This is a genomic window from Hymenobacter cellulosilyticus (genome assembly GCF_022919215.1).
GTDB classification, from domain to species: domain Bacteria; phylum Bacteroidota; class Bacteroidia; order Cytophagales; family Hymenobacteraceae; genus Hymenobacter; species Hymenobacter cellulosilyticus.
This window is the reverse complement of record NZ_CP095046.1, coordinates 1,088,186-1,109,524: the sequence shown is the minus strand read 5'-3', so window position 1 is coordinate 1,109,524 and position 21,339 is coordinate 1,088,186. Positions and strand designations below refer to the sequence as shown.

Sequence of the window (21,339 nt, the reverse complement as noted above, 5' to 3'; positions counted from 1 at the left end):
ACTATGTGCGGAATTGTCGCTTACATCGGGTACCGTGAAGCTTGCCCTATTATTCTGAAAGGCCTGCGTCGCCTGGAGTACCGTGGTTACGACTCGGCAGGGGTAGCACTGCTGAACGGAGCACTGAATGTATACAAGAAGAAAGGCAAGGTTAATGACCTGGAAGCCTTTATCGCCGAAAAAGATACCCACGCGCATATTGGCATGGGCCATACACGCTGGGCAACCCACGGCGAACCTAATGACTCCAACGCCCACCCGCACTACTCAACTTCCGAGCGAATTGCCATTATCCACAATGGCATTATCGAAAACTACGCGGCACTGAAAACTCACCTGCAGAAGCAGGGTCACGTGTTTCACTCCGATACGGATACGGAGGTCTTCGTCAATCTGATTGAGGAAATTCAGAAGCAGAACCACTGCTCGCTGGAAGAAGCCGTTCGCTTGGCCCTGCACGAGGTAGTAGGCGCGTACGCCATTGTGGTGCTGAGCAAGGACGACCCGAACCAGCTGATTGCCGCTCGTAAAGGCTCTCCCCTAGTTATTGGCGTAGGCAAGGATGAGTTTTTCTTGGCCTCCGATGCAACTCCCATCATTGAGTACACCAACGAGGTAGTATACGTCAACGACTACGAAATTGCGGTTATCCGCGACGGCAAGCTCGACATCCGCACGAAAGAAGACGTGCAGCAGACGCCCTACATCCAGAAGCTGGAGATGGAGCTCGACAGCATAGAGAAAGGTGGCTACGAGCACTTCATGCTCAAGGAAATTTTTGAGCAGCCTCGCTCTATTCTCGACTCCATGCGCGGCCGCTTAGAGCTGGAAGCCGGTCACCTGAACATGGGCGGCATCCGGGCCTACGAGCGCAAGTTTGTTAATGCCGACCGTATTATCATCGTGGCCTGCGGTACGTCGTGGCACGCTGGTTTGGTGGCAGAGTACCTGATTGAGGACTTGGCCCGCATTCCGGTTGAAGTAGAATACGCTTCGGAGTTCCGCTACCGCAACCCCATCATCACCGAGCGCGACATTGTAATTGCCATTTCGCAGTCGGGCGAGACGGCCGATACTCTGGCCGCTATTGAGCTGGCGAAAAGCAAGGGCGCTACCATCTTCGGTATCTGCAACGTGGTAGGCTCGAGCATTGCCCGCGCCACCGATGCTGGTGCCTACACCCACGCCGGCCCCGAAATCGGAGTGGCTTCGACCAAAGCCTTTACCGCTCAGGTAACTGTACTGACTCTGCTGGCCATGATTGTAGGCCACAAGCGCGGTACCCTTACCGACTCGAAGATGCGGGAACTGATGGTAGAGTTGAGCAATATTCCTGCGAAAGTAGAGCAGGCTTTGAAACTCAACGATGAGATTGAAGCCATTGCCGAGATTTTCCGCGACGTACCAAACTTCCTCTACCTGGGCCGTGGTTACAACTTCCCAGTAGCCCTGGAAGGTGCGCTGAAGCTGAAGGAAATCAGCTACATCCACGCTGAGGGTTACCCCGCGGCCGAGATGAAGCATGGTCCGATTGCCTTGATCGATGAGAACATGCCGGTGGTGGTTATTGCTACCAAAGACAGCTCCTACGAGAAGGTTGTATCGAACATTCAGGAGGTGAAGGCCCGCAAAGGCCGCATCATTGCCGTAGTAACGGAAGGCGACACAGTAATTCCGGCTATGGCCGAGTTCACCATTGAAGTGCCTGCTACCAGCGAAGTACTGATGCCGTTGGTATCGGTAGTTCCGCTACAGTTGCTCTCCTACCACATCGCCGTGCTCCGCGGCTGCAACGTGGACCAGCCTCGTAACCTGGCTAAGTCCGTAACGGTTGAGTAAGCACCGCGGCTTTGCTACTACCTAAAGAAGAGCGCCTCTACCCGGGGCGCTCTTTTTATGCTTATCGCACAGCACAAATAATACAGGGTATCTGCTGCTGATTTTCAGCCAAGTACTTCAGCGCCCTGTTACAGCTACATAGGAGCTCTACCCAGGGAATCGTTGCTGGCGAAGCAAAGCCTATACATAACCCACCAATTTCCGTAGTTTTCGCCTCTCAAACGGCTGTTTTCTTCTAACCCCATCCTCATGGCCAACACCATCATCTACTCGCCCGACGCTCCCGCTCCTATTGGTCCCTACAGTCAGGCCATTCAGGCCGGCAACACTGTGTACGTCTCAGGCCAGATTGCCCTCGATACCGCCTCGGGCCAGCTTGTGGGCAACGGTGATGTAGCCGCCGAAACTCATCAGGTAATGCGCAACCTACAGGCTGTTCTGGCCGCTGCGGGGATGAGCTTACTGGATGTTGTGAAGTGCAGCATTTTTGTAAAAGACCTCGGCAACTTCGGTCTGATCAACGAAATCTACGGCAGCTATTTCACGGCCGAGTATGCCCAGCCCGCGAGACTGTGGAGGTTAGCCGCCTGCCCAAAGACGTTCAGGTTGAAATTTCCTGCATAGCAGTGAAATAGTAGAGCTGTGATATAGGGAAGTGGCGGGTTTTTTCGTTCTGATTGCGCAGTATTGCAAGCACTGAACTTCCACTTATCATTTCACCACCTCACCTGCACGCTACATGAAAGAACTTGGACTGGGCTTACTCCTGCTGGGCCTTTTATCCTTGATTCTGCCCTTTCTGGGTATGAAATCAATGCTCCTGACTTGGATTGACCAGTGGGGTACTACCGTGGCCTGGGCTATCCGCGGAGGCATTACCCTGCTGGGTTTGGTACTCTACCTGAGCTACCGGAACCGGGACTAGCAGTGAGATAGTGAGATAGTGAGATGGTGAAATAGTGAGTTGTTGTTCTGACCGCGCGGTTGGCGCAAATTGAACAGTAAACTCACCATTTCACCATCTCACTATTTCACCAGTTGATCTTTGTACCTTCGCGGCGCGTTTCTGTAAGAACCGACGCGAATTTTTGTTTATATGGAGAGAGAAGTACGGGTGCGCTTTGCGCCCAGCCCTACGGGACCGTTACATATCGGCGGCGTGCGCACGGCGCTGTATAACTATTTGTTTGCGCGTAAGATGGGCGGCAAAATGCTGCTGCGCATTGAAGATACCGACCAGAACCGCTTCGTGCCCGGAGCCGAGCAGTACATTGCCGAGTCCCTGAAATGGTGCGGCATTGAGCTCGACGAAAGCCCGTGGAGTGAGCCAGCCGGCCCGCACGCGCCTTACCGGCAGAGCGAGCGGAAGCCGATGTACATGGAGTATGCCATGCAGCTCATCAACAGCGGCCACGCCTACTATGCCTTCGATACGCCCGAGGAACTAGACGCCATGCGCGCCCGCCTGACGGCCGCCAAGGTGCCCAACCCCCAGTACAACAGCATTACGCGCACTCAGATGCGCAACTCTCTGACCCTGCCCGAAGACGAGGTGAAGCAGCTGCTGGACAGCGGCTCGCCTTACGTAATTCGCCTCAAGGTTCCGCGCAAGGAGGAAGTTCGCTTCAACGACATGATCCGCGGCTGGGTAGTTGTACACTCCAGCAGCATCGACGACAAGGTGTTGATGAAGTCGGATGGTATGCCGACCTATCATTTGGCCAACATCGTGGATGACCATTTGATGGAAATCACCCACGTAATCCGGGGCGAGGAGTGGTTGCCCTCGGCGCCGCTGCACGTGCTGCTGTACCGCTACTTTGGCTGGGAAAGCACCATGCCCCAGTTTGCCCACCTGCCCCTGCTGCTCAAGCCCGACGGTACCGGCAAGCTCAGCAAGCGCGACGGTGACCGGCTCGGCTTCCCCGTTTTCCCGCTGGAATGGCACGGCACCGATGCCGAAACCGGCCAGCCTACCGTGAGCAGCGGCTACCGCGAGAGTGGCTACCTGCCCGATGCCTTTATTAACTTCCTGGCCTTTCTGGGCTGGAACCCCGGCTCCCAGCAGGAGATTTTCTCCATGCCCGAGCTTATTGAGGCCTTTAGCATTGAGCGGGTAAGCAAGTCGCCGGCCCGCTTCGACCAGAACAAGGTGCGCTGGTACAACGAGCATTACCTGCGTGCCAAGCCTGATACCGAGCTGGCTCAGTTCCTGCTCACGGCCCTGGAAGAGCACAATATTGAGTGCTCCGAGGAGAAGGCCGTGCAGATTGTGGGCGCCATGAAGGAGCGCGTAACTTTCCCCCAGGACTTCTGGCGCGAAGCCCAGTATTTCTTCCTGGCCCCGGAAAGCTACGACGAACAGGTAGTCAGCAAAAAGTGGAACGCCCCGACGGCTGCCGCACTGCAGGCCTTTGCCCAGGAGCTACCCGCCGCCCAAGACACGACTCCCGACGGCATCAAGGCGCTGCTGACCCAGGTGCTGGAGCGCCAGGGCGTTAAAATCGGGCAGGTGCTGCAGGCCTTGCGCGTCGTGGTAACCGGCGTAGCCGCCGGCCCCGACCTGATGGCCATTATGAGCATTCTGGGCACCCTGGAGACTGCGCAGCGCATTGAAGCTGCTGTGGCCCGCCTGGCAGACAAAATCAGCGCCTAGCATGCTGTTTTAAAATTCGTGCATCCGGCAGCAAGGCCGCTTCGTACTACCTGGTACGGAGCGGCCTTCGTTTTTAGGAAGGGCCACTGGCGTAGCAACCCCACCTACGGACGACATCATGGCTAAGAAACCCGTTAATAAGAGCAAGAAAAACGACCCGGAAAAGAAAGCCCGGGTGCATAAGGACCTGGAAGGCTTCGAAATTAAAGTGAACCCGCTGGGCGAAATCACCTCCAACTACTCTATCGAGGAAATCAACCACTTTCTCAACCAGCACGTGCGCGACAAAAAGCTTGTAAATCGTGATGGGCAGTTTGGGGAGAAGGTAGAAGAGGAAGATGAGGATTTTCCGGTTGAAAACGGAGTGGCCGAGCCCGAAGAAACGGAAGAAGAATTTATGCGCCGCACCAGTACTGAAGCCAAGAAAAAAGGCAAAAAAGGTGAGCCCGAAGCCGACACCGAGGCCGAAGTACGCGGGGAGCTGAGCAGCGACGAGTAAGCCGCCTATTTTCCGTTTGAACTACATATAAAGGCCATTCTCGGCGGAGAATGGCCTTTTCTTTTCTGGTCGTCGCCGACAATAATTGCCAGTTCGCTATACTTGAACTCGTTATCCTATTAACCCTTTTTCCTATGCAGTCCCACGACGTAGATTACCGCATTCTGGGCTCCGATATTCAGGTTCTAGAAATAGAGTTGGACCCCAACGAAACCGTCATTGCTGAAGCCGGCGCCATGGTGTACATGGAAGAAGCCATTGCTTTCGAAACCAAGATGGGCGACGGCTCAGAGCCCGACCAAGGTATTCTGGGCAAGCTCTTCTCGGCGGGCACCCGCCTGGTTACCGGCGAGTCTCTGTTTATGACCCATTTCACCCACCGCGGGGGCTACGGCAAAAGCCGCGTAGCCTTTTCGGCTCCCTACCCTGGCACCATCATTCCCATCGACCTGGGCACCATGCCCAACGGCCTGATTGTGCAGAAGGACGGCTTTTTGGCCGCGGCCCGAGGCACGAAGATTGGCATCCATTTCAACCAACGCCTTGGAGCCGGCTTTTTCGGTGGGGAAGGCTTCATCCTGGAAAAGCTCACCGGCGACGGCAAAGCCTTTATTCACGCCGGCGGCACCATCATCGAAAAGCAACTCAACAACGAGCTGCTGCGCGTCGATACGGGGTGCGTTGTGGCGTTTGAACCCAGCGTCAATTTCAGCATCGCCCGCGCCGGCGGCCTAAAATCAATGATTTTTGGCGGTGAGGGGCTGTTGCTAGCTACGCTGCAAGGCACGGGCCGGGTATGGCTGCAGTCGATGCCGGTGAAGAAGCTGATCCAGGCCTTGTCGCCCACGGGCGGCAATGCCTCGAAAGAGAGTGGTAGCGTTCTAGGTCGATTGGTTGGCGGTGTGCTGGACGAGTAAGGAAGAGACGTGTGAGTGGGTGGCTACTGGCTTAAGGTTAAATCAGTAGCCACCATGCTTGCCGTTTCGGGGCTCGCGCCCGGCTCGTTGCTGGTGAGAGAGGCCGCAATTACGGCCAAGCTGGCCAGCAAGGCGAATACCAAGAGACTAAGCATACCTACCGTTGCTTTGGTACTTAGCTTAGATGGCTCCGAAGAGCGACTACGTTTGCGGCGGGAAACGTAAGGACGGGAAGAGGAGGTTGATATAGCGGGCACGAGTGTAGGCGTGAACGTTAACAATCCGACAATATATAACTAAATCTATTAAAACAGGACTAATCCGCTGGAAAATATTTCCAGTAATTAAAAAATTGTCGAAATACACTTAGCCCTCTGGTCTACAACTGTCGGCGGCGAAGCTCTTCTTACCATCAGGCAACCGTCATAGAAAGCCTTTTTTGTGCTTTAACAAGCTAGCCGAAGAGTTGACAGAAACCCTGAAAATAGCATTATGCAAAGTATAAGCCGTAACCTAAGCTGACCGGCTACAATTCCAGCAGGACAGCTTCCAGGATTTCACGCGAATTGCTAAGCCGTGGCACTTTATGCTGGCCACCGAGCTTGCCTTTGCGGGCCAGCCAACGGGTAAAGGCGCCGGCGGTGGCAATGGTTAATACTGGAGGGCTAAGGGCCAGGTCCCGGTGGCGCTTGGCGTCGTAGTCGGAGTTGAGCTCCCGCAAGGTATGGTCGAGCACGGCGGTGAAACGCGCTGGGTCCTGGGGAGGCTGGCTGAACTCAATAAGCCACTGGTGGCCGCCACGTGAGGCATCAGAGGCGTCGAAATAGATGGGAGCCGCGGTGTAGTCGCGCACGGTGGTGCCGGTGGCGCGGCAGGCGGCGGCAATGGCAGCATCAGCATTCTCAATGACGACTTCCTCGCCAAAGGCATTCAAAAAGTGCTTGGTACGGCCCGTAATGCGGATTCGGTAGGGTGCCAGGCTGGTAAAGCGCACCGTGTCTCCGATTTTATAGCGCCAGAGCCCGGCGTTGGTAGAAAGCACCAGGGCATATGCCTTGCCCAGCTCTACCTGCTCCAGAGTCAGGGCCTGCGGGTGCTCGGCTTCCAGTTCCTCCAGCGGGATAAACTCGTAGTAGATGCCGTGGTTGAGCAGCAGCAGCAGGTCCTCAGAGTTAGGTTGGTCCTGCAAGGCAATGTAGCCTTCTGAGGCGTTGTAGATTTCCAGGTAGCGCATTTGCGGGCCGGGAATGAGCTGGCGAAACAGCTCCTGGTAGGGCCCAAAGGCCACCGCCCCGTGCAAAAACAAGCTCAGATTGGGCCACACTTCGGTGATGTTGCTGGCCCCGGCCAGCTCCGTAACGCGGCGCAGCAGCACGATCATCCAGGTGGGCACCCCGGCCAACACGGCCACGTTGACGCCGAGCACATGACGGGCAATCCGGTCTATTTTCTCTTCCCACTCGTCGAGCAAAGCCAGCTCCAGCGGCGGAGTGCGCAGAAACTCGGCCCAGGCCGGCAGGTTTTGCATAATCACGGCCGAGACGTCGCCCACGCGGGAGCTTTCGTCATCGGGCCGGAACGGGTTGGGGCCGTGGGTGCCACCTAGCGAGAGGGTTTTGCCGGCCAGGATGCGGTTTTCCGGGTACAAAGCGGTAGCCAGGGCCGTCATGTCGCGGCCGGCGCGGTAGTGGCATTCCTGCAATGACTCGCGGGTGACGGGAATGTACTTGCTGCGGGCGTTGGTGGTGCCGCTGGACTTGGCAAACCATTGCACCGGCCCGGGCCAGAGCACGTCGGGCTCCCCGCGCAGCACCCGCTCGATGGCCGGGTACAACTCCTCGTAGCTGCTGACGGGCACCCGCTGGGCAAACTCCCGGGCGGTAGGCGCATCGGCAAAGCCGTAGCGCTTTCCCCATTCCGTGGTACGGGCTTTCAGCAGCAGGTCTTGCAGCACCTGGGCTTGCACCTCGTGCGGGTTCTGGCTAAAATGCTCGATGCTGGCCAGGCGCCGCTGTACGGTCCACGTCAGTATAGAATCAATCATTCAGGGGTTGTTGCCGGGTGGGAGAGCAGGTTTGGAGACGAAATAAACGCCTTTTTACCGAAGCTCACGGAGATTCGTGGCCCCTATACGCAAATCAGCCCGGCAAAGCTGCCTGCCGCCCGCAGGCTGGGCGCTTACACGTTGCGCTTCAGCTCAAAGTTCTTGCCCAGGTACACGCGGCGCACGGTTTCGTCGGCGGCCAGCTCCTCGGCGGTGCCGGCCTTGAGCAGCTTGCCTTCGAAGAGCAGGTAAGCCCGGTCCACAATGCTGAGCGTGGAGTTGACGTCGTGGTCGGTGATGAGAATCCCGATGTTCTTGTTTTTGAGCTTGGCCACGATGCTCTGAATTTCTTCGGTGGCAATGGGGTCAACGCCGGCGAAGGGCTCATCCAGAAGTACAAACTTCGGGTCGACGGCCAGGGCCCGGGCAATTTCGGTGCGCCGCCGCTCACCGCCGCTCAGCACCCGGCCCATATTCTTGCGCACGTGGTTGAGGCTAAACTCATTGATGAGCTCCTCTACTTTGTCGCGCTGGGCCTGCTTGGGCATGTCGGTCATTTCCAGCACGGCCAGGATGTTTTCCTCCACGGTCAGGTCGCGAAATACGGAAGCTTCCTGGGCCAGGTAGCCCACCCCCGACGGGCCCGCTGGTAGATGGGCAGCTTGGTGATTTCCTCGTCGTCCAGGAAAATCTTGCCGCTGTTGGGCTTTACCATACCTACCGTCATGTAGAAGCAGGTGGTTTTGCCGGCTCCGTTGGGCCCGAGCAGCCCCACGATTTCGCCCTGCTCCACCGACAGCGACATGTCGTTGACAACGGTTCGGGACTTGTAGGTTTTGACTAAGTGTTCAGCGCGCAGAATCATTACGGCAAAGGTAGGCGTTAGAACTCAGAAGCGGCGGCCGGAGCCAGCAGCGGTGGTTAGCCCAAGGGCTTGAGCACCTGGTTGCGCAGTTGCAGCTGGGCCGGGGTGGGCGTGGCTACTTCCTCCAGCGCGTTCTTGATCTGGACATCAAACTCGCGGGGTGCCGCCTGCCGCTCCTGGGGCGCCGACGAGCCGGCCGAACGGAACCGCACTTTCACCACATCGCCGGTAGTAGGCTCGACGAGGGGGCGCAGCAGCTTTTCGGCGTTGCTCATGTCCACGGTGGTGCCATTCACAGCCAGAATTACGTCGCCCTCCTTCAGGCCGAAAGCATTCTGGTCGGCCTTGGTGCTGGCGGCTATAAACTGCTTTTTCTCGGTGTCGTAGCTGAAGCCCAGCTGCCCGAAGGCCTTTACCGTGGATTGCGCGGTGGCCTGGAACCGCCAGCCGATTTTATCGAAGTACTCGGCGTAGGGCAAGGGCTGGTTGCCGATGACATACTGGTCAAAAAACTGTTGCAGGGCCGGGTTAGTCAGGGCCACGACTTCCGGAATCAGCTGGGCGTCCTCGAAGGAGCGCGTGGGGCCGTATTTCTGGCGCAGGGCCAGCAGCACGTCGCGCAGGCTCTGGCGGCCCTGGCTGAGCTCCTGAATGCGGATATCGAGCAGCAGGCCCAGCAGGGCGCCCTTGTCGTACACGTTGTCGTACATGTCCTTGTAGGGCGCTTCCAAAATGTTGCGGCTCATCTCGGTGAACGACACGTCAGGATGCTTGGCCGCCTTGTCAATCTTCTGCTTCATGGTCTGCCGAAACTCGGCGGGTGTGCTCAGGCCGCCGCGCACCTGCACCAGCTGGGCAATGTACTCAGTGACGCCCTCGTAGAGCCACAGGTGCTGCGACATCTTGGGGTTGCGGAAGTCGAACTCCCCGATTTCGCGACTATGAATGTTGAGTGGGGCCAGCATGTGCAGAAACTCGTGGGAGGCCACTTCCTGCACCATGCTGCGCAGCCGGTCTTCGCCGGGCACTTCGGGCAGAAAATACACCGACGAGTAGGAATGCTCCATGGCGCCGTAGCCGCCGTTTTTGCTGGCCAGCGGCGAGGAGAAGCTCGGGAAATACATCAGAAAATGATACTTGGGCACAGGCATCTGACCGAAGAACTTAGTCAGGGCCTCGGCCATGGGCCGCATAATCTCGCGCACCTGCTCGGCTTTCACCGTTCCGGTTTCCGACACCACCGACACCGCAATACGAGCTCCGCCGGTGCTGAAGCTGGCCGTGTCGGGGCGGCTGTAGAGAATGGGCGAATCGGCCAGCTCCACATAGCTGGCGGCCGTAAATACGTCCTGGGTGGCACTGTTGCGGCGGGCCGTTAGGGAAGTGGCCCCGTACAGGGTAGCAGGCTTGGCCACTGTTACTTGGTAGGGCTGCATCTTGTAGCCTTCTAGGTAGCCGTAGAGGCCGTAGTGGTTGAGCACGAAGTTCTGGCCAGCCTCGAAGTTGGTACCGCCCGGCTGGAAGATAAAGCCCTCATCCTGCTTGGCGTCCCAGGTATCGTCCACCGAATACTCGATGCGGGCCAGATTTGGGGCTTTGTCGATAATGAACAGGTTGCTTCCCTCCTTTCGCACCTTGAGCTTCTGGCCTTTGCGGTCGAAGGCCAGGAAGTTCTGCACAAATCGGCCATAGTCTTTGCGCGAGTACGAGCCGGGTACCACCGAGGGCATGACGTAAGTAGCCTGGGCCTCTTTTACAGGCGGCGTTTTGATAACCACCCGCACCTGGTCGTTGGTGGCGTGTTCCAGGTCGAGGTCAATCTGGTAGCCGGCGGGCTGCTGCGCTACGGCTGGCATGGCCGCGGCCAGAGTAAGCCCAAGGGCGAGGGAAAACAGTTTCATGCTGGGAAATCAAGGGAAAAGTCAGCCTATAACGGCCGCCCAAGGTAAACAGTGCGCTGCTGCGGCCAAAATTGCCGGCCGCCGCCGTAAGTTGCCGGTTGGGCAGAAGCCATTTGCCGGCCGCACCTCCCTCCTATTGTTTCTGCCTACTGCCTATGCCCCGTCTCAAAGCCATTAGCCTCTACACGCTAGCCGTGCTGTTCATCGGGGCCGGCGTCCTGCACTTCGTCAAGCCCGAGGTGTATATGCGCATCATGCCGCCGTACTTGCCCTGGCACCGTGGCCTGGTGCTGCTCAGCGGCGCGGCCGAAGTGCTGTTAGGACTCTTGCTGCTGCCCCGCTTCACCCGCCGCTGGGCCGCCTGGGGCCTGATTGGGCTGCTGGTAGCCGTGTTTCCGGCCAACGTGTATATGGCCCAGTCCAGCGGGACCAGCCTGGGTGTAGCTTCCTGGCTGGCTTGGGCCCGCCTGCCGCTGCAAGCCTTACTTATCTGGTGGGTATGGGGCCATGCCCGACGCCAAAAATAATATTGGGCAGGATAAGCCAAGCGCTACATTAGCGGCACTTATCTGCTTTTACTACCCACTATATGACCCGTAAATTGACTTTTAGCGCTGGTATTGCGCTAATTACTTCACTAGCTGCTCAAGCCCAAAGCTCTGACCCGGCCCGCTTTGCTACCGAGCGTGACTCATTATTTCAACACGCGGCGGCAATCCGTAGTCAGACGGACGGGCAGATTCGATTTTTCAAAACGTCCTTTCTGGCAATCCGGGGCACGCGGCGCTGCACCAAAAGCTACTCTACTTTGTCGGGGCCTACAAACGTCTCCGTTGACAAGCTTCCACTATACCTGCGTAAGAAGCACGTGGTCAAGTTTAAGCGGGTAGGTACCGTAGTCGAGAAGGTGTACTACTACACTCCCCAGGGCAACTTGGCGCTGTCGGAGTACTACCAGGATGGCCAGCTGGTACGGCTCACCGCCTCCGACTACCTCGAAGTTGCCCCGGGAGACCGGGTGAAGGTGGTCAAAACGGAAGCTGGCAAATACACGACTGTAACAAGCAAGGGAACCAGCCGCACCCCGATAAAGCAGGTGAAGTTTCTGCGCGGCGACTATCTGGAGAAAACCACCCGTAAAGGTCTGTCACAAGGTAACCCCAGCAATACCGAGTACTTCGTGGCACCCCGCCCCCAGAACTAAGCCAGCCAGCTGGTCAGGGATATTCGCTGAGCGTGCCGTTACTCCACCCAGCGGATATCCTTGACCCGCAGCTGCAAAGTGCGCTGCCCACGGTACTCGTTGATTTCCACGGTGTAGCACACATTGAACGGGTTGCCGTCCATGATCCGCTCGTGGTACTCGCCCAGGCCGAAGCCGATGGCGTCCACGGTGTGGCGGCCGTCCTGGGTCAGGGTTAGCTTCAGATGGGAGTTGCCCACGATACGGGCCGAGTCGGGCGTGGCGTACACGTACTCCGACTCAAACACTGGGTTGGGATTGCCCGGGCCGAAAGGCTCCATCTGGTGCAGCAGCTTGTAGAAGCTGTCGGTGATGTCCTCCAGCTTCAGCACGCTGTCGATTTCTACCGGCGGAATCATTTGCTCGGGCAAAATACGGCCGGCCACAATCTGCTCGAACCGCTCCCGGAACTTAGGTACGTTCTCGACCGGCAGCGTGAGGCCGGCGGCGTACATGTGGCCGCCGTACTGGTCCAGCAGGTCGGCGCACTCACTAATAGCCTGGTGTACATCGAAGCCAACTACGGAGCGGGCCGAACCGGTAGCTTTGCCGTTGCTCTGGGTCAGAATAATGGTGGGCCGGTAGTACTTATCGAGGCAGCGCGAGGCCACGATACCGATGACGCCCTTGTGCCAGTCTTCCTTGTAAAGCACCGTGGAGTGAGCATTGCGCAAGGACAAGTCGTCCTCAATCATGCTCAGGGCTTCCTTGGTAATGCTGGTGTCGAAGCCGCGGCGCTCAATGTTGGTTTTATCCACCACGCCGGTTTTCTCCACAGCTTCCTCTTTGGTTTCGGCCAGCAGCATGGCTACTGAGCGTTTGGCGTCGCCCATGCGGCCCGCGGCGTTAATGCGAGGCGCAAACCCAAATACCAGACTGCTGATAGTCAATTCTCCGTCGCGCAGACCGGCCAGCTCCCTCAACGCTGCCACGCCGGGCCGCTGCCCGCGCACCCGGTCGTTGAGCAGGCGCAGGCCGTGGTAGGCCAGAATCCGATTTTCCCCCGTGATGGGCACAATATCAGCGGCTATGCTGATGGCCAGCATGTCGAGCAGTTCGTAGAGTGGCGTCTGGTCCTGGCCCAGGTGCTGCGTCAGGGCCTGCATCAGCTTAAAGCCCACGCCACAGCCCGAAAGCTCCTTGAACGGATACTCGCAGTCGGCGCGCTTAGGGTCGAGCACGGCCACGGCCTTGGGCAGCTCGGTGCCGGGCAAGTGGTGGTCGCAGATGATAAAGTCGATGCCCCGCTCGTTGGCGTAATCAATGCGATCCACGGCCTTCACCCCGCAGTCGAGGGCAATGATGAGGCTGAAGTTATGGTCGACGGCGTAATCAATACCGGCATCGGAAATGCCGTAGCCTTCCTTGTAGCGGTCCGGAATGTAGTAATCCACCCGCTCGGGGCCGAAAAGGGTACGTAGGTGGGAATACACCACCGCCACGGACGTGGTGCCGTCCACATCGTAGTCGCCGAAAACCAGCACTTTCTGGCCTTCGTGCAGCGCCGTCAGCAGCCGGTCGACGGCCCGGTCCATGTCGCGCATGAGCAGCGGATCGGGCAGGTGGTCGAGGCTGGGGCGGAAATATTCGTAGGCTTCATCGTAAGAACACACCCCGCGCTGGCAGAGCAGCGCGATGATGGCCTCATTCACGCGCAGGGCGTCGGCCAGGTGCCTGACCTTCGTAGGCTCAGGCGCAGGCTTGCGGATCCATCGTTTTTCCATGATTCGGCGGCAGCCCTAACGGGCGTTATCTTCAAAAGTAAGAAGAAAACTGCGGTCCTCCCCCTTATCACCAATTAGACCGGGCCCGAATCCATATTTTTGCCGTTCTCTCTGCCGAGCACGCCCCCAATGAAAAAGCTGATTGCCTTTTACAAGCAGTACAAACAGTACATCCTGACCGACGGGCTGATGTATTTGATATTTCTGCTGGCACTGGCCATCATGTTTATTTTCTTTCGGTAAACGGAAACGAGCGTACGATTTTCACTTGGCAGTTGCTTTCAGCTTTTATAGGCCTTCGAAAAGCGGAAGCAGCACCGGGCCGGTTTGGCACAGCTACTCTGTTTGCTAATTCACCGCGTCGCCGCGCAGCTTGCGGAAGCGTTTGCGAGCTTCGGCCGTGTAGATGCTGCCGGGGTATTTAACCAGTAGCTGGTTGTAGAGTGTCTTGGCTTTTTCGCGGTCCTGTAGGTTTTCCTCAGCAATGCTGGCTGTCAGAAACAGGGCGTCGTCGCTGAGCACGTCGTATTTGGGGTTGGCCGTAATCTTCTCCAGGGTGGTGAGGGCCGCGGGGTAGTTGCCCATGCGGCGCTGGAGCTGGGCCTTCAGGTACCAGGCATCGTCGGTGAGGGCGTGGCCGGGGTACTTCTGCAACAGATTATCCAGGCCCTTGAGCGCCGCGTCGAGCTTGTTCTGAAATACGAGCAGCTCCACGGCCGAATAGTCGCGCAGAGCCACGCCAGACGTGTCCATAGCGGTGTTGTCGGTGATGAGCAGGCTGAGCTGCATGGCGTCGTTGGCAATTTCGCGGCTGGTGGCTTCTTTCAGAATATCCAAGTGGCTTTTGGCCAACTTAAAGTCACCGGCGTAGTAGCTCAGGCGGGCGTTGCGCAGCTTGGCTTCGTAGCCCACCGGCGAATCTTTGTGCGACTTCTCGACCTGCGAGTACAACAACGTAGCTTCCCAGGGCTCACTGCGCAGCAGGTAGATATCGGCCAGATTTACCTTAGCTTCATCTACCACGTCGAGGCTGGCCCGGGGCATGTCAATTACTTCCTGCAGCATGGTCATGGCCTTGTCCTTCTCGTCGAGCTGGAAGGCGTAGAGGGCCGCCATGTTGCGCAGCACCGGGGCCGTTTCGGGCGTTTTGCCCAATTCCGTCAGCACGTTCTGGTACTCGCTGATCAGGCCGCGAATTTTAGCCGGATCCACGGGGTACGTAGACCGTACCTGCTCTTCGCGGGCCTGTACCAGACGCTGCCGGGCCAAGCGATAATACATGCCGCTGCGGTACTCGCGGGTCACGTAATCGTAGCCGGCAATGGCGCTTTCGTAGTCTTTGTTGCGCTGGGCAATGCTGGCCAGCTCCATCACCCGGGCTCCTTCGGTGCGGCCACGCCGGTCGAGAGCCTTGGCCTGTACCAGGGCCCCGGTAAAGTCGCGGCGCTGCATCTGCAGCCACAGCAGCAACTCGCTGTACACGGCCCGCTCGGGAAACTTCTGCACGTTGGCAAACAGCACCTTTTCCAGCGCGTCGAAGTCCTTGTCTTCGCGCAGGCTATTCTGGAGCATGTTGCGCACGAAGGGCAGCTGCTGCTCGTCGTCCTGCACCAGGCGCAGGGTTTCGGTCATCACCTTATCGGTCTGGCCCGACTGGGTGTAAAGTTGAATTAGCTGGGGCGCGTACTCGGTTTCGTCCTTGGCTAGGAGCCGACCTTTCAGGTAAGCCTTTTCGGCCCACTCGGGCAGGTTGCGGCCCATAAACTCGGTAGCTACGGGCACCACCTGAGCCGTAGTGAGCTGACTTACCAGCCGCTCGTACTGCTTGGTAGCAGCGGCCTGGTCGCCGGCGGCGGTGTAGAGGGCCCCCAGGGCTACTCCGTAGGATGGCTCCTCGGGGCGCTGGCGAATGGCCTTTTTTACCAGCTTTTCGGCATCCTTGTAGCGCTTCAGGTTTTGCAGCACGGTGAGGTACTCAGGCAGTACGTTGGGCGCAGCCTGCTCTTCGCTACGCAGACGGCCAAACAGGAAAGCGGCCTTCTCATTCTCCCCTTTGCGGGCGTATTCCCGGGCCAAGGCAATGCCGCTGTTACCCTCGTCCTGGGCCTGCACCGACTGCAACCCCAGCCCCAGGCATAGCACCAGGGCCGGACCAACTTTTACCAAACGACGCAGAGAGGAAAGACGCATAGCGCAGAATTCAATCAAGTAATAGTCTGAGACAGTAAACCGGCCGGGGCTTACTTTCATTCATTCGGGCCCGAAAACCAGAATGTAAACGTAAAACCTTCGGGCCGAGGATTCTTCCCCTGGCCGAAAGAGTAAGCGGCTGCGCAACAGGCTGCACCCAAGGCCAAACAAAAAGGGCCGTACCCGAAGATACAGCCCTTTTCGATGCGGGGGTTAGTTACGCGGCTTAGAAGAACTTGGTGCGCTCATCCTTGATGTTGGCATTGGTCTTCACGGCTTCGTAGATGGCGCCGTCGGCACGGGCCGTGCGCTGAGCCGTCAGCTGCTGACGAACCTGCTTCAGGTCGGCCGGAACGGTAGGCTTGTCGATTTTCACGGTTTCGACGATCAGCACGCCCTGCTCGCCCTGGAAGGGAGCCGACTGCTGACCGGGCTTCAGGCCGAAGGCTTTGCCCACGGCCAGGGGCTCACCGCCCAGGCCCTGAATAACGCCGGTGCCCAGCACCACGTTGTCGGCCGTTTTCACTTGGGCCGTGGGGCCGTAGGCGGCAGCAATCTGCTCCAGAGTGCCCTTCTTGCCGTTGAGCTTGGCCATGATCTGCTTGGCTTTCTCCTCGTTGCGTACGGCCGCCGACAGCTCCTGCTTCAGGCTGGCCACATCAGCCGTGCCCTTGGCGCGCTCTTCGGTCAGGACGCCGATAACGTACTGGTCACCAATTTCATACACCTCCGAAACGTCACCAATTTTGGTTTCCTTGCCACCGTTGCCGGCGCCGAAGGCCCAGCGTACCAGTTCACGGGCATTTTGCAGGTTGTTTACGGCTCGGGCGTCGCTGCCCAGGCCTTTTGCCTCCTGCTTCTGCAGGGTTTTGTCGGCAGCTACGGCAGCGCGGAACGAAGCCAAGTCGGTGGCTTTGCCTTTCAGCTCCTGAGCGCGGGCGTAAGCAGCTTCGCGGGTAGCATCCGAAGGCGTGATGGTCTTCTGAACTGCGGCAATCTGGTAGGTCTGCGAGGTCTTGGGAGCAGTAATTTTGATGATGTGGTAGCCGAACGAGGTTTCTACCGGGTTAGGCAGCAGGCCAGCCGAGCTAGCGCCGAATACGGCCTTCTCGAACTCGGGCACCATGCGGCCCTGCGTAAACCAGCCTAGGTCGCCGCCGGTAGCGGTAGTACCATCGGTGCCGTACTGACGGGCCATGGCGGCGAAGTCAGCACCGCCTTTGATTTTGGCCAGTACCTCTTTGGCTTTCGCCAAAGCAGCGGCTTTCGCCTCGGGCGTGGTGCCTTCGGGCTTGATCAGGATGTGGCTGGCGCGGGCGGCAGCCTGAGCACCGGCTTTCTGAGCGGTTACTTTGAAAAGCGAGTACACGCCGTTTTCGGCGTAAGGACCATACACCTGACCTACCGTGAGGGGCAGCTGCTGACGCAGCTTCTCGGGCATATCAGCCGGCGACACAAACGCACCGTTGTAGGGCTGGTCCGAGTTCAGCTTCACGAACAGGGAATCGACGGGGGCAGTGCGGAACTGGGCAGCCAGCTCGTCTACCGTCTTCTTCACGGTGCTGCTGTCTTCTACCGAAGCCGTAACCGGGATGGTCACGTACTCGATGCTACGACCGGCTTCTACCTTGTAGCGGCCTTTGTTTTTGTCGAGGTAAGCCTGCAGCTGGTCGTCGCTCACCTTCACGGCCGAATCCGAGATGGAGAAGTAGGGCACGAACAGGTAGCGGATGCTGGCGCGGGTGTTCTGGTTCTCGTTGTAGAGCTTGGCCTCGGCGGTAGTTACGTAGGTCGAGAGCTTGAGCAGGTTGTTGTACTTGTTGCCCATGCGCTCCGCAGGCAGGTTGGCTTCGAAAGCATACCAGGCCTGCTGCGACTGGGGAGGCAGTTTTTCCAGGTTACGCAGGTACTCAATCACCTTGGCGCGGTCGAACTGGCCGGTCTGCTGATCGGTGAAAGCCTGGCGGATGCTGGGGTGAATGTTTTTGCCCTGCACCATGTCAGTCAGCTCGTCGTCGGAAACGGTGAGGCCGAGCTTTTCGAACTCTTTGCTGAAGGCAATGCGGTAGATGGTCTGGTTCCAGGCCTGGTCGCGCAGATAGCCCATGGCCTGCTCGTCGGGCTGACGGCCCTGCTGCTGGATATAGTTCTGCTTGGCTTGCTCCAGCGCCTGGTTAAAGGCGTCGTAGTCTACTTTTTCGCCGGCTATTTCGCCTACCGTGTTTTCATTGCGGTTAAACAGACGGTTATTACCGCCTATCAGGTCTCCCCCGACGATAAAGAGCAGCAAACCGATGGCAACGATGCCAACAGCCCAGCTCGATTTTTCTCGGATCGTGTTAATTAATGCCATTTACTTGAAAAAAAGCGCGGTAAAAGAGTAGAAAGAGTCGCAAAATAACCAGAATCCCCCGGACATTCAAAGCTAAGCTAACGCAAGTCCGCCCGAAGGTATCTCCGGGCGGACAAGTTTCAGGTATAAAGCTAGTTTCGGGGCTTCTTGCGCGGTTTGGGCTTGCCTTGTTTAGCCGGTGCCTTGGGCGCGTTTTTCAGGTCGGCCAAGAAGCGGGCTTCCTTATCGCGCTGCTTGAGGTAGCGGTAGTACATGATGCAGCCCAGCGAAATCATGAACAGCCAGTAATTGCGCTGCAGGCTCTCGGCGGGCACCTTGGGGTTGTTTTCCACCAAAGTCTGGTACACGCCGATAACGAACGTGACCACGCCCAGCGAAAACAGGATGGTGCGCCACATAGACGGGTCGATACGCATACTCAGGGGTTATTTTGCTTTGGCCGGCGGTGCCTCGCTCAGGGTGAAAATGCCCGTAGGGTTCAGAATGCTATAGAGCGAAAAGTCCTGGTTGGCCGTCAAGCCATTGCCCGTCAATACCTCCGTCAGGGTCTCGACCCGTACGTCGGTTTCGGGTTTGGTGTAGATAATGGCTTTTACCCGATCGTAGAACAGTTCCTCGGTGTTCATCTTTTGCTTCTTCTCCTGGTTGGCCACGCGCACGTCGCCGCGCACTACGTAGAGGTTTTTGGCCTTGTCGTACTTGGCGTACTTGCCTTCCAGTGTGTTGACCACCGTCTGCCCGTCGGAGCTATAGAAAGTCACCTTCACCCCTTTCGGGTAGATCTGGTCCTGGCTTTCGTAATTCTCTTCGATGGGGCGGCCAGCCGGACCTGCAGCTTGGCCGAGTCGCTGATCAGGGTCAGGACATTGGTCGTTTCGCTGATCGGGCCCTTGTAGACCACGGCCTTCTTGACCACTTGGGCTTCCTTTTTCTCACAGCTCCAGGTGCCCACGGCCAGCAGTGCCCCGCACAGTATCCAGCTTACGCGTTGTGCAGCCATAGCTCCAGGGTGCTTACTCAATCCGACGTTTAATAAACCAGCGGTTGTTCAGCGTCACGCCCAGCTGCATCCGGATGTAGTCTTCCTTCACATTGCTGACCACGCGGCTGCGTCCGCCTTCTACCAGAGTGCTACTCTCGGTATTGCCACGCTGCCCGTAGGTAAAGGCCAGGCTTAGCACGGTAGCATCGAGGGGCGTGGCTGAGGGCATAGGGAAAGCAAAGCCCCAGCTAACGGCCCGGTCGTAGAGGGTTTGGCCGCCGGGACGGTAGGGCATCTGGCTTACGCTCAGACCTGCCCGGTAGCTTACACGCTTAAAGTAATTGTCAACTGCGGTGGCGTCCGGAGTCAGCTCGCCACCCACGCCTACGCGGATGGTGTTGTTCAAGGAGGTGGCAGAAGCCGCGCCGCCGATGCTCTTGAACTTCGACCACTGCTGCTGCGCCACGTCCAGGCTGGCACTCCAGCTCCGGTTGTTGTCGAAGCTGATGCCTACCTGGGTTAGCGCCGGCAGGGTAGCAGTACCTTTCTTGTCGATTTCGATGGCCTGCTCTTCGATCAGCACGCCACCGGCATCTTCGCGCCGCAACGTGGTGCTGCGCGTACCGTTCAGGTCGGTCTGGAAAGTGTATACCCCACCCAAATTATAGTTCAGCTTTTCGTTGACCTTGCCGCGGTAGTGCAAAGCCCCGCGAAAGGCAAAGTCGGAATAGTGCAGTTGGTCGCGTACGGCCGAGGTGGTAATATCCGCAGCCGCAGTAGCATCCGCCGTAACGACGGTCGTACTCACCGATTCGTCGATGGAGCCAAAAATGTAGGAGGCCGATACGCCGGCCGTCAGGCCTTTTGCCACGCGGAAAGCCTGGGCCAGGTAGGCTTCGGTGATTTCACCCTCGCCTTTCTGCTGCTGCAGAGCCTGGGCTCCGCTGTTGTCGTTGGTTACCGTACCTACCGTGTTCGACTCGTAGTCGACCGAGCTGTAGGGCCGCAGGCCGATGGCGGCAGCCCAGCTTTTGGAAATCGGGAAGCTCAAGGCCAAATAGCCCAGCGTACCGCTACCGGTTTTGTTGGTAGCCGTAGCGTTGCGCAGGGTTTTGTATTGCCCATTGAAACCCGCCTCGTACGTCGTGCGGCCCGTGTAGTACAGCATGGCCGGGTTGATGTCGTTGACGTTGGTGCTGTTGGGAGCTGCTAGGCCCACACCACCCATACCCTGCTGCCGCACGCCGCCCAGGTTGGGGTTGTAGTCGCCCAGCCCTAAGCGCGAATAGGGAGAGTTGCCCAGGCCTTGACCATAGACGTTGGGGGCGGCCATCAGGCCCAATACTACCAGCCCTACAAAGCCAGCCGATTTAGTTTTCAACATTATGCACCAGTATTCGGTGAAGCCCAATGAGCACGAGCTCCGGAATGACAAAGATACGGCCTTTCAGCCGTGGTTGAAAAAAGCCAGCGTCGCCTCCGGCTAATACGATCTGCAGATCAGGATTCTGAGCCTGATATGCTTCAATAAATCCATTTACTTCGGCCACAGCCCCATTCAGCACCCCGCTCCGGATAGCCGACTCCGTATCGTCACCGGTCAGGGCCATGGTAGCCAGGGTGTCGGTTGGTGGCTCTACCAACGGCAAACGGCCGGTAAACGTGTGCAGAGCCTGAAACCGAAGCCGTAGCCCTGGCGCAATACTCCCGCCCCGGAACGTGTGGCCGCCTTCCACCCAGTCGCACTTGATGGCCGTACCGGCATCGATAATGAGCGTGCTGCGGTGCGGCCAGAACCAGGCGGCTCCTACCGCTGCCGCGAGTCGGTCGGCTCCCAGGGTCTGGGGCGTCGCGTATCCGTTGCGAATCGGTAACAGCGTGGTAGCCGGCAGAAATTCCAGTACTAGGCCCGAAATCTGCTGCTGCCACTGCGGCACCCAGTGGGCCGTATGCTCGGCCACCGAGCTGCTGATGACGTGCTCAGGCTGCAGGCGCTGCAGCAAGCCGCTCACCGCCCCCACCGACTCCACCACGCCGGTTTCGAGTAGTTCGTCGCCCACGAAGCAGCCGTATTTCACGGCGGTGTTGCCAATATCGAGGGCCAGGGTACGCATTCGGGATTCAGA

General features: G+C 58.1%; 18 protein-coding genes and 1 pseudogene. 8 read left to right on the top strand and 11 right to left on the bottom strand.

The window, feature by feature from the left end; all coding sequences use genetic code 11:
• Nucleotides 1–3: 3 nt before the first annotated feature.
• From glmS to MUN79_RS05445, 6 genes are all read left to right on the top strand, one after another.
• Entirely contained in the window at nucleotides 4–1,839 is a 1,836-nt protein-coding gene (glmS, locus tag MUN79_RS05470) for a glutamine--fructose-6-phosphate transaminase (isomerizing) (RefSeq protein ID WP_244676756.1), read from the top strand.
• Nucleotides 1,840–2,088: 249 nt separating this feature from the next.
• Nucleotides 2,089–2,463 carry a Rid family detoxifying hydrolase gene (locus MUN79_RS05465; RefSeq protein ID WP_375378209.1) on the top strand — a complete coding sequence of 125 codons (375 nt, stop codon included), beginning with the start codon at nucleotides 2,089–2,091 and terminating at the stop codon, nucleotides 2,461–2,463.
• 115 nt (nucleotides 2,464–2,578) lie between these two features.
• Entirely contained in the window at nucleotides 2,579–2,764 is a 186-nt protein-coding gene (locus MUN79_RS05460; protein ID WP_244676755.1) for a hypothetical protein, read from the top strand.
• A gap of 171 nt (nucleotides 2,765–2,935) precedes the next feature.
• Nucleotides 2,936–4,495, top strand: a complete 1,560-nt coding sequence (gene gltX, locus MUN79_RS05455) for a glutamate--tRNA ligase (RefSeq protein WP_244676754.1) — start codon at nucleotides 2,936–2,938, stop codon at nucleotides 4,493–4,495.
• Between the two features lie 118 nt (nucleotides 4,496–4,613).
• Nucleotides 4,614–4,994 (top strand): hypothetical protein, encoded by a 381-nt coding sequence (locus MUN79_RS05450; protein WP_244676753.1) that lies wholly within the window; start codon nucleotides 4,614–4,616, stop codon nucleotides 4,992–4,994.
• A 134-nt stretch (nucleotides 4,995–5,128) separates the two neighbouring features.
• A complete protein-coding gene (locus tag MUN79_RS05445; protein WP_244676752.1) occupies nucleotides 5,129–5,911 on the top strand; it encodes a TIGR00266 family protein in 783 nt (260 codons plus the stop codon).
• Nucleotides 5,912–6,437: 526 nt separating this feature from the next.
• Here the strand turns inward: MUN79_RS05445 and MUN79_RS05440 are convergent.
• The 3 genes and pseudogenes from MUN79_RS05440 to MUN79_RS05430 all read right to left on the bottom strand — a co-directional run bounded on the left by MUN79_RS05440 (nucleotide 6,438) and on the right by MUN79_RS05430 (nucleotide 10,721).
• Complete coding sequence (locus MUN79_RS05440) at nucleotides 6,438–7,955, bottom strand: GH3 auxin-responsive promoter family protein (RefSeq protein ID WP_244676751.1); 1,518 nt, start codon at nucleotides 7,953–7,955, stop codon at nucleotides 6,438–6,440.
• Between the two features lie 134 nt (nucleotides 7,956–8,089).
• Nucleotides 8,090–8,820, bottom strand: a pseudogene (lptB, locus tag MUN79_RS05435) (LPS export ABC transporter ATP-binding protein).
• 56 nt (nucleotides 8,821–8,876) lie between these two features.
• The gene (locus tag MUN79_RS05430) at nucleotides 8,877–10,721 is read right to left on the bottom strand and encodes a M61 family metallopeptidase (RefSeq protein ID WP_244676750.1); all 1,845 of its coding nucleotides are present in this window, start codon (nucleotides 10,719–10,721) and stop codon (nucleotides 8,877–8,879) included.
• Nucleotides 10,722–10,876: 155 nt separating this feature from the next.
• Here MUN79_RS05430 and MUN79_RS05425 point away from each other — a divergent pair, with 155 nt between their 5' ends.
• Nucleotides 10,877–11,248 carry a DoxX family protein gene (locus tag MUN79_RS05425; protein ID WP_244676749.1) on the top strand — a complete coding sequence of 124 codons (372 nt, stop codon included), beginning with the start codon at nucleotides 10,877–10,879 and terminating at the stop codon, nucleotides 11,246–11,248.
• A 62-nt stretch (nucleotides 11,249–11,310) separates the two neighbouring features.
• The gene (locus tag MUN79_RS05420; RefSeq protein WP_244676748.1) at nucleotides 11,311–11,925 is read left to right on the top strand and encodes a hypothetical protein; all 615 of its coding nucleotides are present in this window, start codon (nucleotides 11,311–11,313) and stop codon (nucleotides 11,923–11,925) included.
• A 38-nt stretch (nucleotides 11,926–11,963) separates the two neighbouring features.
• Here MUN79_RS05420 and recJ read toward each other — a convergent pair whose 3' ends face one another.
• From recJ to MUN79_RS05380, 8 genes are all read right to left on the bottom strand, one after another.
• Nucleotides 11,964–13,688 (bottom strand): single-stranded-DNA-specific exonuclease RecJ, encoded by a 1,725-nt coding sequence (recJ, locus tag MUN79_RS05415; protein WP_244676747.1) that lies wholly within the window; start codon nucleotides 13,686–13,688, stop codon nucleotides 11,964–11,966.
• A 348-nt stretch (nucleotides 13,689–14,036) separates the two neighbouring features.
• Nucleotides 14,037–15,878 carry a tetratricopeptide repeat protein gene (locus tag MUN79_RS05410; protein ID WP_244676746.1) on the bottom strand — a complete coding sequence of 614 codons (1,842 nt, stop codon included), beginning with the start codon at nucleotides 15,876–15,878 and terminating at the stop codon, nucleotides 14,037–14,039.
• 226 nt (nucleotides 15,879–16,104) lie between these two features.
• Nucleotides 16,105–18,231, bottom strand: a complete 2,127-nt coding sequence (locus MUN79_RS05405; protein WP_244676745.1) for a peptidylprolyl isomerase — start codon at nucleotides 18,229–18,231, stop codon at nucleotides 16,105–16,107.
• A 131-nt stretch (nucleotides 18,232–18,362) separates the two neighbouring features.
• Nucleotides 18,363–18,647, bottom strand: a complete 285-nt coding sequence (locus MUN79_RS05400) for a hypothetical protein (protein WP_244676744.1) — start codon at nucleotides 18,645–18,647, stop codon at nucleotides 18,363–18,365.
• 9 nt (nucleotides 18,648–18,656) lie between these two features.
• On the bottom strand, nucleotides 18,657–18,998 hold the full coding sequence (gene lptC, locus MUN79_RS05395; protein WP_244676743.1) for an LPS export ABC transporter periplasmic protein LptC: 342 nt from the start codon (nucleotides 18,996–18,998) through the stop codon (nucleotides 18,657–18,659).
• A complete protein-coding gene (locus tag MUN79_RS05390) occupies nucleotides 18,995–19,231 on the bottom strand; it encodes a hypothetical protein (RefSeq protein WP_244676742.1) in 237 nt (78 codons plus the stop codon). Before MUN79_RS05390 ends, lptC begins: the two co-directional genes overlap by 4 nt.
• Nucleotides 19,232–19,244: 13 nt before the next feature.
• A complete protein-coding gene (gene bamG / locus MUN79_RS05385) occupies nucleotides 19,245–20,597 on the bottom strand; it encodes a BamG family beta-barrel-assembly machinery protein (protein ID WP_244676741.1) in 1,353 nt (450 codons plus the stop codon).
• Complete coding sequence (locus tag MUN79_RS05380; protein ID WP_244676740.1) at nucleotides 20,584–21,327, bottom strand: type III pantothenate kinase; 744 nt, start codon at nucleotides 21,325–21,327, stop codon at nucleotides 20,584–20,586. Before MUN79_RS05380 ends, bamG begins: the two co-directional genes overlap by 14 nt.
• Nucleotides 21,328–21,339 lie beyond the last annotated feature (12 nt).

Excerpts from the sequence above, each read along its gene's own strand:
- MUN79_RS05460 (WP_244676755.1), top strand. The coding sequence starts at position 2,579 with ATGAAAGAACTTGGACTGGGCTTACTCCTGCTGGGCCTTTTATCCTTG.
- MUN79_RS05420 (WP_244676748.1), top strand. The coding sequence starts at position 11,311 with ATGACCCGTAAATTGACTTTTAGCGCTGGTATTGCGCTAATTACTTCA.
- MUN79_RS05390 (WP_244676742.1), bottom strand. The coding sequence starts at position 19,231 with ATGGCTGCACAACGCGTAAGCTGGATACTGTGCGGGGCACTGCTGGCC.
- MUN79_RS05425 (WP_244676749.1), top strand. The coding sequence starts at position 10,877 with ATGCCCCGTCTCAAAGCCATTAGCCTCTACACGCTAGCCGTGCTGTTC.
- MUN79_RS05430 (WP_244676750.1), bottom strand. The coding sequence starts at position 10,721 with ATGAAACTGTTTTCCCTCGCCCTTGGGCTTACTCTGGCCGCGGCCATG.
- MUN79_RS05400 (WP_244676744.1), bottom strand. The coding sequence starts at position 18,647 with ATGCGTATCGACCCGTCTATGTGGCGCACCATCCTGTTTTCGCTGGGC.
- bamG (WP_244676741.1), bottom strand. The coding sequence starts at position 20,597 with ATGTTGAAAACTAAATCGGCTGGCTTTGTAGGGCTGGTAGTATTGGGC.
- MUN79_RS05465 (WP_375378209.1), top strand. The coding sequence starts at position 2,089 with ATGGCCAACACCATCATCTACTCGCCCGACGCTCCCGCTCCTATTGGT.
- MUN79_RS05380 (WP_244676740.1), bottom strand. The coding sequence starts at position 21,327 with ATGCGTACCCTGGCCCTCGATATTGGCAACACCGCCGTGAAATACGGC.
- recJ (WP_244676747.1), bottom strand. The coding sequence starts at position 13,688 with ATGGAAAAACGATGGATCCGCAAGCCTGCGCCTGAGCCTACGAAGGTC.
- glmS (WP_244676756.1), top strand. The coding sequence starts at position 4 with ATGTGCGGAATTGTCGCTTACATCGGGTACCGTGAAGCTTGCCCTATT.
- MUN79_RS05450 (WP_244676753.1), top strand. The coding sequence starts at position 4,614 with ATGGCTAAGAAACCCGTTAATAAGAGCAAGAAAAACGACCCGGAAAAG.
- MUN79_RS05445 (WP_244676752.1), top strand. The coding sequence starts at position 5,129 with ATGCAGTCCCACGACGTAGATTACCGCATTCTGGGCTCCGATATTCAG.
- MUN79_RS05405 (WP_244676745.1), bottom strand. The coding sequence starts at position 18,231 with ATGGCATTAATTAACACGATCCGAGAAAAATCGAGCTGGGCTGTTGGC.
- MUN79_RS05440 (WP_244676751.1), bottom strand. The coding sequence starts at position 7,955 with ATGATTGATTCTATACTGACGTGGACCGTACAGCGGCGCCTGGCCAGC.
- gltX (WP_244676754.1), top strand. The coding sequence starts at position 2,936 with ATGGAGAGAGAAGTACGGGTGCGCTTTGCGCCCAGCCCTACGGGACCG.
- MUN79_RS05410 (WP_244676746.1), bottom strand. The coding sequence starts at position 15,878 with ATGCGTCTTTCCTCTCTGCGTCGTTTGGTAAAAGTTGGTCCGGCCCTG.